The sequence below is a fragment of the Pedobacter sp. D749 genome (assembly GCF_019317285.1).
In the GTDB taxonomy this organism is placed as follows: domain Bacteria; phylum Bacteroidota; class Bacteroidia; order Sphingobacteriales; family Sphingobacteriaceae; genus Pedobacter.
The window spans coordinates 1,576,964-1,593,672 of record NZ_CP079218.1; the positions used below are offsets into that span (position 1 = coordinate 1,576,964).

Sequence of the window (16,709 nt, forward strand, 5' to 3'; positions counted from 1 at the left end):
GTTGGCTTTGCTGTGCCCGTCAATGATGGAGTTTTTACGAAAAAACTGCCATCAATCGTTTACTGTTAAACAAAAAAGCTCTAGATCTATCAACCTGAAGCTTTTCTTTGAAATATTTTTTATTAAAATTTATAAGATAATGTAGTCATGAACTGACGTGGAGGAATTGGATTAACACTGTAGTTCTCATGTACAAAGTAATTTAATTCATTCGTAATATTCGAAATTTTAGCCAATAATGAAAGCTTTTTCCAGCTATAACCAGCAGATAAATCGAATGTGGTAAACGCACTTAAAGGAATTAACCTGCTATAAGTTTGCGCCTTAGTGTCATTGTAACCTCCATTACGCGAACCTGTATAATAAGCAGATGCCCCAAGCTTTAAGCCTTTAACAGTTCCTTCCTGGAAAGTATAAAATAAAGTTCCGTTTGCAGTGTTCTTGGTAGAACCTACCAATCTTTGCCCTTCTATCACACCACCAAGTGTTATCGTTCTGGTTGCTGCCGGGTTCTGGGCAGTAGGAGCAGGCACAGTATATACTGTTTTATCACGGGTTTCGGTGTAACGGATGAAATTGTAACTATAACCTGCAATAAAATTCAGGCCTGTTACAATTGTTCCTGTAATGTCAAGTTCTAAACCATCACTTAATGATTTCCCATTAAGTTCTTTAATATTTGCATCACCATTTGGAGCACCTTGAGCGTTTAACAGTGCTTGCTGTGCAAATTTATCGTTGGCAATTCTATACCATGTTAAGTTAACTGATAATCTGCCCTTAAATAAATCGTTTTTAACACCAGCTTCATACTGTTGCAATGTAGATGGATCCAGTGGTGCTAAATTGATGTCCGTTCCGGTATTTTGAACAAAATTGCTCGAATAGCTTGCATAAACTGAAGTGGTTTTTAATGGCTGATAGATTAAACCAAATTTAGGCGTAAAAGCACTTTCAACTTTCGATTTATCCAAACTGTTTACACTCAAAGTCTGTACTCCTGTTGCCAAATTGGTACTCACCGTTCTTGGAGTTTTCTGGAAAGTATAACGCACCCCTGCAAGCACTTTAAATTTGTCTGTAACAGTAATCAAATCCTGAACAAAAGTACCCATACGATATAACGGTGCAAAAGTTTCCGAAACAACATTTACGTTTGGCTCAATACCTGAGCCGAAATAAGTTGATGGATCAAGTAAGTTTACATTGCCATAATTAAACGTTGTTAGGTTATTATTGAAGGTAAAACCTCCGCTTGTAGTGCGCGATTGATCAGCATCTGCACCCACCAATAAAGTGTGGCTGATGCTTCCAGTTTTGAAATAACCGTTTAAATTAATCTGCTCATTATAGGTAAACTCTTTTGTTTTGGAACGGGTAACATTACGCGCTGCAAAACCATAAGGAAGCGGATTGGCTGCTTTTGTATCAGCAAAAGGACGTTCTGCACTGAAATAATTACGGTTGTAAGATTGCAGGTTGGCCAATATATTCAACTTCCAGTTATCATTGAATTTATGGTTGATGTTTAGTTGTGAAGTAACCGTGTTGGTTTTGTTATAAGCCCAGGGTGCATTTACAAAAGCCTTACGGCCTATATCTGCAATCTGGTTTTCAACCGTGCCTACACCAAAATCTGGTGTCATATTGCTTTTTAAGTAATCACCTTGCAATAAAATATCTGTTTTCTCATTAATTTTATAAAGCAGGGATGGATTGATGTAAACTCTGTTAGAATTTACGCTGTTCCTAAAACTGGCCGCATCTTCATAAGTACCGATTAATCGGAAAGCTAAATTTTTGGTAATAGGCCCATAAATATCACCTGTTGGTTTGTATAAGCCATAACTGCCTGCACGCATGGAAACTTCACCACCATATTCGAATTTAGGTTTTTTGGTTACCATATTCACTACAGCACCACCACTTACGCCACCGTAAAGTAAGGCTGCACTTCCTTTTAAAACTTCAACCGATTCTAAAGTGCTGGTTTCTGGCATACCGCCACTGGTAGCACGCGATCCATTTTTAAAAACATTGTTGGCGCCTAAGCTATAACCACGGGCAAAAAAAGTTTCACCACTCACCGATCCGCGGTTCTCTCCAAAAGCAACACCGTTTACATTTTTCAATACATCACTTAAACGATTAGCTTGTATGTCGGTAATTACTTGATTTCCAATAATCTGTACCGCCTGAGGAAGATCCATTGGCGCGATAGCAATTTTACCTAAGTTAACTGGCTTTCTATTTGGCGTTTTATATCCGTTAATAGCTACTTCATCCAATTGTGAAGAAGATTCTGCGAGGGCGAAATCTGCATTTGCAGTTTGACCGGCAATAACGGTAACCGATTTTTCCTGAGCAGAAACACCAATAGCAGACGTTTTAATCGTATAAGTGCCGGGTGTTATATTTTTGAAGGTGAAATTACCTTTTTCATCAGTTTGTGTAGTTTTGCCTGTGTTTTTTAATCCAACATTCACATAAGCAGCCGGATTGCCATCGCTTGTTTTTATCGATCCAGAAACAGAGCCATTTTTGTTTTGTGCCATTGTATTCCCTGCTAAAAACAGAAAAAGCACTATAAAATTTAAAAGAAGAGTAAATTTTTTATTCATTTTATTTAGATTAATTCTTAGTGGCCGCAAAGGAACCGTTTTTGAAGCGGATTAGCAAATTATTTTTATTTGTTCTAAATAAGGTTAGTTTTTAGTCGGGGGTTTAGAAAAACTTAAGCTTTTGTTATGCGTATATTAGGTGTATTAATTCGAATTATGCCAGATAGCGAAGATCATTTCTATTCCAATTTGCCCATTCATAAAATGCCATTACATCAGTTATTGATTAAAGATCAATTATTTGAAAATGTAATTGCAAGCTGGTGCGTAATTATTACCGATATCAAGCGTTCAACAGCTGCTGTAAATTCGGGGCTGCACGAGAATGTTAACCTTATTGCTACGGGAAGTATTGTTGCCGTGCTCAATATTGCGTTTAAAGCTAATATTTCGGTTCCATTCTTTTTTGGTGGCGATGGGGCCACTTTTATTGTTCCGCCAGGTATTGTAGATGATGTGATGAAATCACTGTTAAAATACAAAGAGAACACTTTACTGAATTTTAACCTCGATTTAAGGGCTGGGATTATACCCGTTGCAGAAATTTATAAAAAAGGTCATACCCTTAAGATTTGTAGATTTAGCAGCGCTGAAACATTTTCTATACCCATTGTTTTGGGCGATGGCCTGGCTTATGCCGAACAAATTATAAAGGGAGAAAATTACCTGCTGGCTGATCATCATACCTTAAGCGATGAAATTGATTTAAGTGGGATGCAATGTCGCTGGGATAAGATTGAACCACCTGAAAACAGTGAGGAGGTGGTTACATTAGTCGTGATCGCATCAGAAATAGCGCAACAGGCAGCCGTGTTCAGCAAAGTAATCCTTCACCTTGATCAAATTTATGGAAGTCCGGAAAAGCGTCAGCCCATTTCTGTTCCTAAATTAATTTTCAGAACAAGCTTTAATAGTTTGGGTAAGGAGATGAAGCACCGCCTGGGAAAGATTAAATTCCTTGAACTCATCAAATCATGGTTCATCAACGTTTACGGATATATTTATTTCCGGACAGACAGTGGTAAAAAATACCTGAAGCAACTTGTCGAAATGTCGGATACACTCGTGGTAGATGGCAGGATAAATACGGTAATTACCGGTACGGCAAAGCAACGTTTGGCTTTAGAGCAAGCCCTTAACCAGCTTGAAAAAAACAATGAAATTTTGTATGCTTTTTATGTAAGTGGCGAATCGGTGATGTCTTGTTATGTAAGGGACCTGGAAGATGACCATATTCATTTTGTTGATGGAGCAGATGGAGGATATACCCAGGCCGCAGGAATCCTTAAACAGAAAATACGCGATAAATTTAACGTTTTGCGATAAAAGTCAACAATTTAACAGACTAACCAAACATTTGTGAAGGCTGACTTGTATGATACTTAGTTCAATTTGATTCATCAAAATATCAGCATAGTCTACCCATATATGAAAAGTTATTCAAAGGTTTTAAGTAATGATCAACTTTTAGAGGTTCTTTTCTTATCAAAAGATGCAACAGCTATATACACTTCAGAACAAATCGTAATTGAAATGGCTAACGACGCCATGATTTCCTTTTGGGGTAAAGACCGCTCTGTTATTGGCAAACCACTGGAAGATGCAGTGCCTGAGTTAAAGGGACAGCCTTTTATAAATATGCTGAAAAATGTGCTGCTTACAGGAATTACGGATAATGGTGATGCTATTCCTGCCGAAACAATGAGGGATGGTAAGTTACAAACTGCTTATTATACCTACGAATATCGGGCTATTAAGGATGAGTCCGGAATACCTTATTGTATTATCCATACTGCTAGCGATGTTACTGATATGATAAAGGCAAAAAAGGCAATCAAGGAGACAGAACTGCAACGTGAAGCACTAGATCAGGAACAGATTTTAATCAGTATAAAGGAAGACCAGCAAAAGAATGATTTTATCAGTATGGTAAGCCATGAATTGAAAACGCCATTAACTTCTATCAGTGCTTACGTACAGTTAATGCAGAGTCGAAGTTTACCAGATACTTTTGTCGCAAATACGTTGGCTAAGGTGCAAAAGCAGATCCGCAAAATGAGCACATTAATCAGTTCTTTTTTAAATGTATCGCGTTTAGAATCAGGAGAAATTCAATTGAACCTATCTCATTTTGATCTCAATAAACTGATTCATGACCTTGTTGAAGATTTAAGATTAATATATCCCACTAACCAGATTGATTTTGAAGGGGGAGATGCTAAATTAATTTACGCAGATAAAGATAAAATTGGCTCTGTAATTTCAAATTTGATCAGCAACGCTGTAAAATATTCAGATCAGAGCAGTACTGTTTTGATTCAATCGGCAAGCAAAGAGAGTAAAATAAATGTTTCTGTAACCGATCACGGCATTGGCATCCAGGCTCATGATCTGGAAAAACTTTTTGACCGGTATTACCGTGTAGAAAGCCAAGAAACTAAAACCATTTCGGGTTTCGGGATAGGTTTATACCTCAGCGCAGAGATTATTAACCGTCATAACGGTAAAATATGGGTAGAAAGTAAGTACGGCGAAGGTTCTACCTTCCATTTTGAGATTCCACTTGTTTCTTAGCTGAAATATTCAAATAAAAAACACAATCTTAAATGCTCATTTGTTACTGTTAAATGAGCATTTCATCTGTAAACCCTGTAAACGGGGCAATCATAAAAACCTATCGGGAAGATACTGAGGAGTTAATCGATCAGAAAATTGATCAGGTACATCAAGCATGGTTAAGTTATAAGGAAACCGATTTTCAAAGCCGCTCGAAGCTACTCCTGCAGGTTTCGAAACTTTTAATCGAACGTAAAGATCAGCTGGCCGAACTTATGGCGTTAGAAATGGGGAAACCCCTAAAAGCTGGCGTAGCAGAAGTTGTCAAATGTGCTTCTGTTTGTGAATACTATGCAAAAAACGGTGCTGAATTTTTAGCTGATCAAATCATAAAAACCAGTGCAACCAAAAGTTATGTGAGTTTCCAGCCTATTGGTGTGGTATTGGCCATTATGCCCTGGAATTTCCCTTTCTGGCAAGTGTTTCGCTTTTTGGCGCCAACTTTAATGGCTGGTAACTGCGGCGTTTTAAAACATTCATCGGGTGTTACAGGCTGTGCCATAGAAATAGAAAAAGTAATTGTCGGTGCTGGCTTTCCTGACAATGTTTTTAAAACACTGATTTGCAGTAGTAAATCTATTTCAAAAGTAATTGAATACCCTTATATCAAAGCCGTAACCCTTACAGGAAGCACCGAAGCCGGTAAGAAAGTAGCCGAACAAGCAGGAAAATTAATTAAAAAAACAGTTTTGGAACTCGGTGGGAGCGATCCTTATGTAATTTTGGAAGATGCCGATTTAGAAAAGGCTGCCAAAATATGTGCGGAAGCCAGGCTAATCAATAACGGACAAAGCTGTATTGCTGCAAAACGCTTCATTGTGGTTAAAACAGTTGAAACGCAATTTACCCAACTTTTCAAAACAGAAATGGAAAGTAAAAAAACAGGAGATCCCTTGCAGAACGATACTGATTTAGGACCAATGGCGAGGGCTGACCTTCGCGATGAATTGCATCAGCAGGTTTTAAAGAGTATCGAACAGGGTGCAAAATGTATTCTGGGTGGAGAAATCCCCAGGATGGAAGGTGATCATGCTTATTACCAACCCACCATATTAACCGATGTAAAAAAGGGCGTATTGGCTTATGATGAAGAAATATTCGGTCCTGTAGCTGCAATTATCTCCGCAGAAGATACTGAAGATGCCATCCGCATTGCCAATGATACCAATTTTGGATTGGGCGCAGCAGTTTTTACCGAAAATGCAGCAATAGCAGAAGACATTGCGCGAAATAAACTTGCAGCAGGCTCTTGTTTTGTAAATGAAGGTGTTAAATCAGATCCAGCATTGCCTTTTGGAGGCATCAATGAATCTGGCTACGGCCGTGAATTAAGTATGTTCGGTATTCATGAGTTTGTGAATATCAAAACCGTGTACATCAAATAATAATATCCGATATGAAAGCAGTTAGAATCCATGAGTTTGGCGGACCAGAAGTTTTATCTATAGATGAAATTCCGGTTCCCCAGCCAGCACCAGATGAAGTATTAATTAAAGTGCATGCAACCAGCGTAAATCCGGTGGATTGGAAAATTAGAGAAGGACAAAGGAAAGTGAAATTTCCAGGAAAACTACCTTTAACCCTCGGTTGGGATGTTTCCGGAACAATTGAAGCATTAGGCGAAAAAGTGAGTGCTTTTAGAAAGGGAGATGAAGTGTATGGCAGGCCGGATCCAACTAAAAACGGTGCTTATGCTGAATACATTGTGGTAAAAGCCAACATTATCAGCATTAAACCCACTAGCATTGGGCATACCGAAGCTGCTGCAGTACCATTGGCAGGTTTAACGGCATGGCAAGCCTTATTCGATCATGGTTTGTTAAAAGCCGGACAAAAAGTACTGATTCATGCTGCAGCCGGTGGGGTAGGAACCTATGCCGTACAATTTGCAAAATGGAAAGGAGCCTACGTGATCGGTACCGCATCAAGCGCTAATATCGATTTTTTGAAACGTTTAGGTGCCGATGAGGTAATCGATTATAAAATGGAAGATTTTGAGACTGCTTTAAGTGATGTTGATCTGGTTTTAGATACCATTGGCGGAGAAACGCAACTCAAATCGTTAACTATACTAAAAGCAGGTGGAAGGGTAATCACCACCTTAATGCCAGAGTTTGTGGCAGAAGCAAAGGCGAAAAACGTTCATCTTACCGGTTTTATGGCGCAATCAATTCCTGATCAACTGACTGAAATTGCTACTTTGATCGATTCAGGTAAAGTTAAACCTGTTATAGAAAAAGTTTTGCCTTTTACCAGCGCCAGGCAAGCTCAAACCGAAAGTGAGCAGGGACATACGAGAGGAAAGATTGTATTGCAGGTAATTTAGTAGAGAAGTCCGAAGTCGGATGTCCGAAGAAATAATAATTCATATTATTATCGTCCTCCTGAATAAATTCAGAAGGGCGATAATATTCAAACTTTAAATCTTAATGATCTTAACAGCTTAATGGTCAAAAAAACAAGTATTACTCCAAATAAATATCCTTACTAAAATCATTCTCCGTTACGTCGGCAGACTGTGGTTGAATAATGACAAACTTGATCACGTTATACTCTGATTTTATTTTATCCCTCAACCTGTCTATTGCATTGGTTAAATCGGTAGTGTTTAATTCTGCTTTAAACGTAAGAATGAGCACAAGCAGTACTTCCTTTGGCGATTGATATTGGGATAAAATGCTTGTTACCATAATCACATCCTGATCATTTTCTGCCAGTTCTTTTATCTTCTGCTGCGTTTCAGGTGTTAAGCCTTCGCCCATTAATAAACTTCGGCTTTCCCTGGCCAGTATAAAAGATACGAAAATTAAGAGTGTACCCACCAAAACAGAAGCCAGTCCATCTAAAAATGGAAGGTTTAAGTTGTGGCTTAATACCATAAATATAAAAACAATCAATAATCCTAAAACGGCAGCTCCATCCTCAAATAACACTAAAAAGCCTGAGGGATCTTTACTTTTAATAATGGCTTTCCACCAGGGTAAACCTTTACGTGTTTTGTTAAATTCCTTCATCGCAATGATCAAAGAGGCACCCTCAAATAAGAAAGATAACCCCAATACTACATAATTCCAGGTAGGATTGCCCAAAACTTCAGGATGACGGATATGCGCAATCCCTTGCGAAATAGAGACCACACCACCTAAACCAAAAATCATGATGGATACAATAAACGACCAGAAATACAGCTCTTTACCATAACCAAATGGGCGGGATTTGTCAGGCGGTTTTACGCTTCTTTTTAAGCCATAGAGCAATAAAAGTTGATTGCTGGTGTCAACCGTAGAGTGAATGCCTTCGGCAATCATCGATGAGCTGTTGGTAAATGCCCCCGCAATGAATTTAGTTACTGCAATTAATAAATTGGCCGCTAATGCGCTGTAAATAGAATTGTTGGCTCTTGCCATAGATTAAGAAATGTAAAGGATTTATTTCTTAAACGGTTTTAAATTGATTTGGTTTTGAAAAGTATGAGCAGATAGGGTCATCATTTCGACTGCAGTGGAGAAATCTTTTAACAATGTTCAAAGATCTCTCCATTTCGCTATGCTCCATCCGATAGTTATCGGATCGGGATGACGGCTATTTTGGGTTTTTTAACCTAAAATCTCATCAATCAATTTAATTTCAGTTTCACTAAATTCAATGTTATCTAATGCTTTAATTGAATCGGTAATCTGCTCTGGTTTACTGGCGCCAATCAGAACAGTAGTTACCCTTTTGTCTTTCAGGATCCAGGATAAAGCCATGTGCGCTAATTTTTGTCCACGCGATTTCGCAACATCATTAAGTTTGGTAATTACAGCTAATTTCTCCGGTGTAATATTACTTTCTTTCAGGAAAACACCACTTGTAGCAACTCTCGAATCGGAAGGAATGCCATGTAAATATTTATCGGTAAGTAAACCCTGAGCCAATGGCGAAAACGGAATACAACCCACACCATTTTGTGTTAAAACATCAAGTAAATCATTTTCTATCCAACGTTCAAACATGGAATATTTCGGCTGGTGAATTAAACACGGAGTACCGTTATCTCTTAAAATTTTAATTGCTTTTGCAGCTTCTTCTACCTGATAATTTGAAATACCCACATACAAAGCTTTGCCTTGTTGAACTAAAAGACTTAAAGCGCCCATAGTTTCTTCCAAAGGAGTTTCAGGATCCGGCCGATGGTGGTAAAAAATATCAACGTAATCCAGTTTCATGCGTTTTAAGCTTTGGTCTAAACTAGAAACCAGGTATTTTTTCGACCCCCAGTCACCATAAGGACCATCCCACATGGTATATCCCGCTTTGCTCGAAATAATCATTTCGTCACGGTAACCCTTAAAATTTTCATAAAGGATTTTTCCGAAAACCTCTTCAGCCGAACCAGGAGGCGGACCATAATTATTGGCTAAATCGAAGTGGGTAATTCCATGGTTAAAAGCAGTGGAGATGAGATTTTTGCTGTTTTCAAAAACGTTTACATGTCCGAAATTATGCCATAAACCCAATGATATTGCGGGCAATTTTAAGCCGCTGTTTCCACAACGGCGATATAGCATTTTGTCGTAACGATCTCTTAAAATGATTTGGTTCATATTTGAGTTTTGATTGCCACAATAATAATTAGTTTTAGCGGAATTTAATGGCTATTGCTAAATATATTATCACCTTATAAGTGATGGACTATACAATCAGTATCTGGTTGCTGCAAATATTTGGCAAAAATCTATTCAAGGTTAATTTTTATACTTCCACATTTTGTGATCATCAATTCTGCAAATCGTATCGTTGCTGATATCCTGGGCAAATTATTGAATATAATATGTTTTTGATTGTTCTAAATCGTTTTATTTGTAAAATTAAGTGATATATTTATAATTAAAATCTAAACCAAGTATTCCATTTTATGAAACCAAAAGTATTATTTGGCCTAAGCGCGCTAGTAGCTATCGGCTTTACATCTTTTCAATCCGGAACACAAAAATCTTCATCAGCAGATAGTTTGAAAAGCGATTCTGCGGCAGTTGTAAAATTATTCCCCGATTCTTTTAAAAAGGAAACTGATGGTAAACAAACAGCATTATACACTTTAAAGAATAAGAACAATGCGGAAGCAATTTTTACCAATTACGGTGGGCGCCTGGTTAGTTTATTGGTGCCGGATAAAGATGGTAGGTTAGTAGATGTGGTGGTGGGTTTTAAAAGTGTTGGTGATTACGAAAAATCTACCGAACCCTATTTTGGTGCAACTATTGGCCGATATGGCAACCGAATTGCCAAAGGTAAATTTACGCTTGAAGGTAAAACCTATTCGCTGTTTACCAATAACGGACAAAATACTCTTCATGGTGGAAAAAAAGGATATCAATATGTAGTTTGGGATGCGAACCAGCCTAACCCCAATACTTTGGTGCTACATTATTTATCAAAAGATGGCGATGAAAAGTTTCCTGGTAATTTAGATGTTAAGGTAACTTATACCTTAACAGACGATAATGAATTGAAAATGGATTATGAAGCTAAAACAGATAAAACTACAGTGGTAAATTTAACAAATCATGCATTTTTTAATTTAAATGGCGATGGAAGCGGTGAGATTTTGAATCACAAAGTGCAGATTTATGCAGATGAATATACACCTGTTGATTCTACTTTAATCCCGACCGGAAAAATGGATAAAGTTAAGGGTACGCCCTTCGATTTCACCACCGCAACAACTATTGGTGCTCGTATACATGATAAAAATGAGCAATTAACTTTTGGTAAAGGTTACGATCACAACTATGTGCTTAATAAAAACAAAGCAATGGGCATGTTCCATGCGGCTACGGTTAAAGGAGATAAATCGGGTATTATAATGGATATTTATACGCAGGAGCCAGGTTTACAGTTCTACAGCGGGAACTTTATGCAAAGTAAAAATACTTTTAAAACTGGTGCTAAAGATGATTTTAGAACCGCAATTGCAATGGAAACGCAGCATTTTCCGGATTCTCCAAATCAACCTGCTTTTCCGTCAACGGTTTTAAAGCCAGGAGAGGTGTATAAAACGAGTTCTATCTATAAATTTACCAAATAATCATGTCAAGGATCAATGTATCCCGATAATCATAAAATAAATACGGCCTATAGAAATGCAGGCTGTATTTATTTTAGAAAAGTTCCTGTAAAACAGGATCAGTATAATCTTCTATAAAAGCAAAAACGTTATTGTAATCAGAAAATTCTTCCCTGGTGTGCATGGTGGTTAGTACAACACATTTCATCCCCGCATTTTGGGCGGCTTCAACACCTTTTGGTGCATCTTCAAAAACGATACATTGCTTAGCTTCAATACCTAAAATTTCAGCCCCTTTGGTAAAGGTTTCCGGATCTGGTTTACTATTCACAACGTCTTCAGCACTTACTATAGCTTTAAAATAAGAGCGGATATTTAAGTTATCAAGAACAAAATTAATGTTGAAAGGAATAGCTGCCGAACCAATTGCCATTTGAATGCCTGATTGTTTTGCTTTTTCGAAAAAATCGCCTAAGCCAGCTATTAACGATAAATGTTTTTTATATGCCGCCTGATAACGGTGTTCCTTCTCGATAGAAATCTGATCAATTTGTTCCTGTGAGAAATGACCAACACCAAAAACACGTTCCAACAGATCCTGGTTTTTGCCGTACATCTGTTTTTTAACCGCATCAAAGCTGATGCTTGCGCCTAAATCTTGCGTAAGTATATCATGCCATGCACGATTGTGGAAAGCCATATCGTTAATCATGGTTCCGTTAAGATCGAAAAGGAAAGCTTTAGGTTTATCGTTCGTCATGGCTGCAAAATTATCAGATTTTTTTATGATTATGATAAAATACGGTTATCATTACCAAAATTTAACTCATCAAGGAAGTGAAACAGTAAGAAAGTATTAATCTTTTTGCTTTTTAAAATAAAAGTAACAAAGTGGGAAGAGGCAAATCAAGCCTAAAAGAAAACCACCAACGGTATCTGTAAACCAATGTGCACCCAGGTAAATTCTGGATGGGGCAATGGTGATCATCAAAAATGCTGATAAATAGGTTACTATATTCCTTGTTAGCCTCGGCACATCTTTCAAAGTATTCATCAAAATAATTAAGAAACCAAAAAAAAGCGTGTAAGAAAGTACATGCCCGCTGGGATAGCTTTGAAACCGGTTTACTTCTACCAGACGTACGTAAAATGCAGTAGGGCGAGGACGGTCGATTACATTTTTTATACCCAGAATAATTAATCCGGATAGTAGCACCGTCGAAATGAATATTCCCTCACGCTTATATTTCTGATAATAAAATATAAACGCCACAACTATTACTGAAAGTAATGAATAGGGAAGTTCGCCAAAAAAGCTAATGGCCAGCATCAATTTATCCAACCAGTCTGCATGGTATTGTTGAATAAAGAGAGAAGTTTTAATGTCAAAATCAAGTATAGGATGCTGCGCAATAAAAAAACTTAAACAAGTAAAAGCAGCTATGAGTACGACGAGTATAAAGATTAATGTATTTCGTTTTAAAGCCATAGGTTTAGGAAAAGCCAAAACTATGGATTTTATGGCAATAGGTGCAAAATTTTCAGCTTTTTTAAACTGGTTAGGATTTGATAACCAAATCTAAATTTGATTTTAAGAAAAACCATAAGGTTGAAAATTTCATCATGGAAATAAGACGATTCATCAAGGAAATACACCTATCTGTATAATCCGTTATAATAAGTTGAAATGATTTTTAATATTCGGGTCAGATAATAAGGATATCTATGCTTAACAGGTTGGCAGGATTAATTTCCTGCCGACTAAAGAAGCACACGCTTCGACAATTTATTCACAAATTATACTTTTTGTATTAACGCTTCAGCCCAAGCCTACCTCCTTTAAAAGAGGAGGTGCTTAGGTTGTTCCCATATTTCCGTTTTAGCACTTCGAGTATTCCAGGTCGTTATTTTACCAGTATCGTTCTTTAAATTACAGATAGGTTATTGAGTAATTTTTGTGGCTATCCATTTAATATCCGTAATTTGGTTTTTTAATTTGCAGAATGCAAATCTTAATACTGATGAAGACTAAACTATTTTCATTTATATTCTCCCTTGTATTTGTAATTCAGCTATATGCCGAATATAGCAATAATACAAGCTTGGGTACTTTTTCTAAACCGCTGATTGTGCTGATACTTTTGGTATGGCTATATGTTGCTACAAATTTGAAAGGCCGATTCCATAAAAGGATTTTTACAGGATTAATTTTTGCTTGGGCAGGAGATCTGTTATTGATGCTGCAGGATGGAAGGACAAGTTTTTTTATCTTCGGATTGGCTGCTTTTTTAGTTTGCCATATTTTTTACATCAGGGCATTTACGCTCGATCATAAATCGAATCCAAGTCATAAAACACCCTATTTTTTATGGGCTGTGGGGGCATTTGCCATCTTTTGCTCAGGTCTGTTTTTCTACCTCCAGCCAAAACTAGGAGCAATGCAGTTCCCTGTTTTAATGTATGCCATTATTATCTGTGTGATGGCATTAATGGCTGTTAACCGCTATGGAAAAGTGAATATTTTTAGTTTTAAACTTATTCTTTATGGTGCGTTGTTTTTCTTGCTGTCTGACAGTGTCTTAGCTGTTAATAAATTTGCGCAGCCCATTCCGCAAGGCGGTGCGCTGATTATGGCTACATATATGATTGCACAATATTTAATTGTTTATGGTACTATTGAGCGCAAGTTGGTAGTAATGCGGACGGAAGTATAGGGAGTTGTGGTCTGTAAAATCTGATTTTTGTTTTTTGAAAGCAGGGTTCTGTATTAATCGGTTACTGTAGTCCTGCTATCGTTCCAATCTTTTTAACAGGTGCTGTCAGTGCATTGAATACGGATGGAGCGTATCGGTTACAGATACTTCGTGCCTCAGCATGACAGTGTATTTAAGGTCGTTGCAAATTAAAAAGGATTTTCACTATATCAGGTTTATAAAACTCAAGGTTGTAGAGGAAAGAAAAATATAAATCACTGCCTAAATCTTCAATCATATCATCCTTTATCTTCCACCTTTCTTTTCCTTATCCAAAACAGTAAAAGACTGTACCAGGCGTTCTCCATTTTCATCAACTAAGGTTAAGGTATGTTTACCTGGTGGCGGACTAATGGCCAATTGATGAAAATTAGTTGTTGTTGCTACGTATTCATTATCAATGTGCCAATATATTTTAGCACCTGCATTTCTGTGTGCTGCATTAAGCACAATTTTACCTCTTGAGCCATCCTGTTCTAAGGGAATGTAAACTATCGCATTATTTTTTGGATAAATGACTTCCATTACACTATTTCCGCCCGAGAGTTCACAGCCAGCTTTAAAAGGAGGGAGGGATTTATAATCGCTGTTTTTTATTTTATAATAATATTCCATGGCCGGTGGTAAAATAAACCAGCTTTTGTGCTGCATATAGGGTATGCTTTCGCATTGGTCGGTGACCCTAAAAGTACCTGTTCTGTCTAAATGTACCAGTTTGTGAAAAGGACAGATGGCAGTTTTTTCTCCGGAAACGGGAACAAGCTCTTCTACAACATCTGTGCAATATTCTGCTGCCTTGTAACCGCTTTTTTTGCAAATTTTAAGCTTTTTAAGCTTGGTTGTGGGCGTTTCAAACCATTTTCCATTGGGTAATAACCTAAAAATATCAAAGAGTACTGGTGCGGCTGCTTCTATTCCTACTAAACCCGGTCTGCCTTCTCCATCTGCATTACCCACCCAAACACACACTACATAATTTGGAGTTAAGCCTACGGCCCAGGCATCGCGAAAACCAAAACTGGTACCAGTTTTCCATGCTATTCTTTGCGACGAGGAAAATTGTTCCCATAAGCCTTCATCACCCGGGCGCATCACTTCTTCCATGGCATTAAAGGTTGCCCATATTGCTCCATGATCTAAAAATGAGTTGCGCTGATAGTCTTTTTCTTCTTTAGTTATATTATTAAAGTAAGTTGCCTGTTTATAGTCTTCAGTATTGTAAAGGCCTTTGTAGGTGTTGAAATGGTTAAGCGTACGCACCATACCCATGTAAGTGTTGGCCAAATCCCACATCGTAACTTCACTACCACCCAAAATTAATGACAGACCATAATGATCTGCTGGCTGGTTCAGTGTTCCTATCCCTAATTTTTTTAATTTATCATAAAAGCGTTCGTATTTATATTGCTGCAACATTTTCACTGCCGGGATGTTCAGAGAGCGGCTCAGCGCTTTATCTGCAGCGATAGCGCCGTCATAACCCAGATCATAATTTTGAGGCGAATAACCTGCTATTTGAGTCGGGATATCTGGAATTAGGGTGTGCGGCAATATGAATCCATCATTCATCATGCTGGCATAAAGCAAAGGTTTTAAGGTACTACCCGGGCTGCGCGGCGCTTTAATCATATCTACGTGACTTTGCAGGTCAGCATTTTCCGGCTGGTAAATATTGCCTGCATAACTCACCACATGACCAGTTCTGGCGTCAAGCACTAAAGCTGATATATTATTAATATCGTTGGCTCTGTAGCGGTTGTTATAGCGTTTTAATATCGAGTTTACTTTCAACTGGATGTTTTCATCCAATGTGGAGGTAATCCTCGTAGAATTGATTTTTAAACTTGCTCTTTCCGCTTTAAAACGGTTTAATAAATGGGGCGCATTTTGTGGTAGGGGCATGGGCTTGCCGGGAACAGGCTCTAACTTAGCTAAATTAGCCGTTGCCTGATCCATGTATTTTAACTTGGCTAACTTATCTAATAAATCGTTTCTTTTTTTGATCAGCCTGCTCGAGTTTTTACCAGGATGAACTAACGATGGGCTGTTGGGAAGAACGGCTAAAGTAGCCATCTCACCCCAGGAGAGCGTTTTGGCATCACGTCCATAATAGCGCCAACTTGCAGCCTCCAAACCCACTACATTACTTCCAAAAGGCGCGTTAGCAGCATATAAGCCAATAATTTCTTCCTTTGAGTATTTTATTTCTAAGCGTAATGCTAAAATTACTTCCAATAGTTTTTGCCAAACCGTTCGGTCTTGTTTTCGTGATAAACGGATTACCTGCATGGTTAAGGTACTGCCGCCACTTACCACACTTTTTGCCCGCCAGTTTTGTCGCATGGCCCTGCTCATGGCCAATATATCTACGCCAAAGTGGCTATAAAATCGTTTATCCTCGAAAGCGATAATGCAATCCTTAAATTTTACTGGGACGCTGTCTGCTACCGGGAAGCGCCACTGTCCATCGCTGGCAATTGCAGCACTTAATAAATTACCATTGCTGGCCTCAATAACATAGGAGGTAGGCGTTTTGAAAAGTTTGGATGGTAAAGCGAAAAGGAAAGCCAAAAGCAATACAAAGCAGATGATGTCGGAAATGAGAAATGCTTTTGGGATTTTGTTCATTTAATTTTTAATTCTGGCCTTAACTCTAGTCTTAGCGTCTCG

The 16,709-nt window shown here is 38.0% G+C and carries 12 protein-coding genes; 6 read left to right on the forward strand and 6 right to left on the reverse strand.

The window, feature by feature from the left end; genetic code table 11:
* Window positions 1–122: 122 nt before the first annotated feature.
* Window positions 123–2,621, reverse strand: a complete 2,499-nt coding sequence (locus KYH19_RS06480; protein WP_219078031.1) for a TonB-dependent receptor — start codon at window positions 2,619–2,621, stop codon at window positions 123–125.
* A 156-nt stretch (window positions 2,622–2,777) separates the two neighbouring features.
* Between KYH19_RS06480 and KYH19_RS06485 the strand changes: the two genes are divergently transcribed.
* The 4 genes from KYH19_RS06485 to KYH19_RS06500 all read left to right on the forward strand — a co-directional run bounded on the left by KYH19_RS06485 (window position 2,778) and on the right by KYH19_RS06500 (window position 7,563).
* Window positions 2,778–3,947: a DUF3095 domain-containing protein gene (locus tag KYH19_RS06485; protein WP_219078032.1), complete on the forward strand. Its 1,170-nt coding sequence runs from the start codon at window positions 2,778–2,780 to the stop codon at window positions 3,945–3,947.
* Window positions 3,948–4,049: 102 nt separating this feature from the next.
* Entirely contained in the window at window positions 4,050–5,195 is a 1,146-nt protein-coding gene (locus tag KYH19_RS06490; protein WP_132397466.1) for a PAS domain-containing sensor histidine kinase, read from the forward strand.
* A 53-nt stretch (window positions 5,196–5,248) separates the two neighbouring features.
* On the forward strand, window positions 5,249–6,622 hold the full coding sequence (locus KYH19_RS06495) for an NAD-dependent succinate-semialdehyde dehydrogenase (protein WP_219078033.1): 1,374 nt from the start codon (window positions 5,249–5,251) through the stop codon (window positions 6,620–6,622).
* An 11-nt stretch (window positions 6,623–6,633) separates the two neighbouring features.
* Complete coding sequence (locus KYH19_RS06500; protein ID WP_132397462.1) at window positions 6,634–7,563, forward strand: NADP-dependent oxidoreductase; 930 nt, start codon at window positions 6,634–6,636, stop codon at window positions 7,561–7,563.
* 139 nt (window positions 7,564–7,702) lie between these two features.
* On the opposite strand, the gene KYH19_RS06505 is transcribed toward KYH19_RS06500, so the two are convergent.
* Both KYH19_RS06505 and mgrA read right to left on the reverse strand, forming a co-directional pair.
* Window positions 7,703–8,644 (reverse strand): cation diffusion facilitator family transporter, encoded by a 942-nt coding sequence (locus KYH19_RS06505; RefSeq protein ID WP_219078034.1) that lies wholly within the window; start codon window positions 8,642–8,644, stop codon window positions 7,703–7,705.
* A 189-nt stretch (window positions 8,645–8,833) separates the two neighbouring features.
* A complete protein-coding gene (gene mgrA / locus KYH19_RS06510; RefSeq protein ID WP_219078035.1) occupies window positions 8,834–9,823 on the reverse strand; it encodes an L-glyceraldehyde 3-phosphate reductase in 990 nt (329 codons plus the stop codon).
* A 311-nt stretch (window positions 9,824–10,134) separates the two neighbouring features.
* On the opposite strand from mgrA, the gene KYH19_RS06515 reads away from it, so the two are divergent.
* Window positions 10,135–11,307, forward strand: coding sequence for an aldose epimerase family protein (locus KYH19_RS06515; protein WP_219078036.1), 1,173 nt, complete (start codon window positions 10,135–10,137; stop codon window positions 11,305–11,307).
* A gap of 73 nt (window positions 11,308–11,380) precedes the next feature.
* On the opposite strand, the gene KYH19_RS06520 is transcribed toward KYH19_RS06515, so the two are convergent.
* Together KYH19_RS06520 and KYH19_RS06525 are read right to left on the reverse strand one after the other, a co-directional pair.
* Window positions 11,381–12,046, reverse strand: a complete 666-nt coding sequence (locus tag KYH19_RS06520) for an HAD family phosphatase (RefSeq protein ID WP_219078037.1) — start codon at window positions 12,044–12,046, stop codon at window positions 11,381–11,383.
* 96 nt (window positions 12,047–12,142) lie between these two features.
* Window positions 12,143–12,775 carry a phosphatase PAP2 family protein gene (locus KYH19_RS06525; RefSeq protein WP_219078038.1) on the reverse strand — a complete coding sequence of 211 codons (633 nt, stop codon included), beginning with the start codon at window positions 12,773–12,775 and terminating at the stop codon, window positions 12,143–12,145.
* A gap of 532 nt (window positions 12,776–13,307) precedes the next feature.
* Here KYH19_RS06525 and KYH19_RS06530 point away from each other — a divergent pair.
* Window positions 13,308–14,000, forward strand: a complete 693-nt coding sequence (locus tag KYH19_RS06530; RefSeq protein WP_219078039.1) for a lysoplasmalogenase — start codon at window positions 13,308–13,310, stop codon at window positions 13,998–14,000.
* Between the two features lie 285 nt (window positions 14,001–14,285).
* Here the strand turns inward: KYH19_RS06530 and pbpC are convergent, their stop codons facing one another.
* Window positions 14,286–16,667 carry a penicillin-binding protein 1C gene (gene pbpC / locus KYH19_RS06535; RefSeq protein ID WP_219078040.1) on the reverse strand — a complete coding sequence of 794 codons (2,382 nt, stop codon included), beginning with the start codon at window positions 16,665–16,667 and terminating at the stop codon, window positions 14,286–14,288.
* Between the last annotated feature and the right edge of the window lie 42 nt (window positions 16,668–16,709).

What these genes read in the sequence shown, in the direction of transcription:
- KYH19_RS06490 (WP_132397466.1), top strand. Translation starts at nt 4,050, where the DNA reads ATGAAAAGTTATTCAAAGGTTTTAAGTAATGATCAACTTTTAGAGGTT.
- KYH19_RS06520 (WP_219078037.1), bottom strand. Translation starts at nt 12,046, where the DNA reads ATGACGAACGATAAACCTAAAGCTTTCCTTTTCGATCTTAACGGAACC.
- KYH19_RS06525 (WP_219078038.1), bottom strand. Translation starts at nt 12,775, where the DNA reads ATGGCTTTAAAACGAAATACATTAATCTTTATACTCGTCGTACTCATA.
- KYH19_RS06495 (WP_219078033.1), top strand. Translation starts at nt 5,249, where the DNA reads ATGAGCATTTCATCTGTAAACCCTGTAAACGGGGCAATCATAAAAACC.
- KYH19_RS06480 (WP_219078031.1), bottom strand. Translation starts at nt 2,621, where the DNA reads ATGAATAAAAAATTTACTCTTCTTTTAAATTTTATAGTGCTTTTTCTG.
- KYH19_RS06505 (WP_219078034.1), bottom strand. Translation starts at nt 8,644, where the DNA reads ATGGCAAGAGCCAACAATTCTATTTACAGCGCATTAGCGGCCAATTTA.
- KYH19_RS06515 (WP_219078036.1), top strand. Translation starts at nt 10,135, where the DNA reads ATGAAACCAAAAGTATTATTTGGCCTAAGCGCGCTAGTAGCTATCGGC.
- pbpC (WP_219078040.1), bottom strand. Translation starts at nt 16,667, where the DNA reads ATGAACAAAATCCCAAAAGCATTTCTCATTTCCGACATCATCTGCTTT.
- KYH19_RS06485 (WP_219078032.1), top strand. Translation starts at nt 2,778, where the DNA reads ATGCCAGATAGCGAAGATCATTTCTATTCCAATTTGCCCATTCATAAA.
- KYH19_RS06500 (WP_132397462.1), top strand. Translation starts at nt 6,634, where the DNA reads ATGAAAGCAGTTAGAATCCATGAGTTTGGCGGACCAGAAGTTTTATCT.
- mgrA (WP_219078035.1), bottom strand. Translation starts at nt 9,823, where the DNA reads ATGAACCAAATCATTTTAAGAGATCGTTACGACAAAATGCTATATCGC.
- KYH19_RS06530 (WP_219078039.1), top strand. Translation starts at nt 13,308, where the DNA reads ATGAAGACTAAACTATTTTCATTTATATTCTCCCTTGTATTTGTAATT.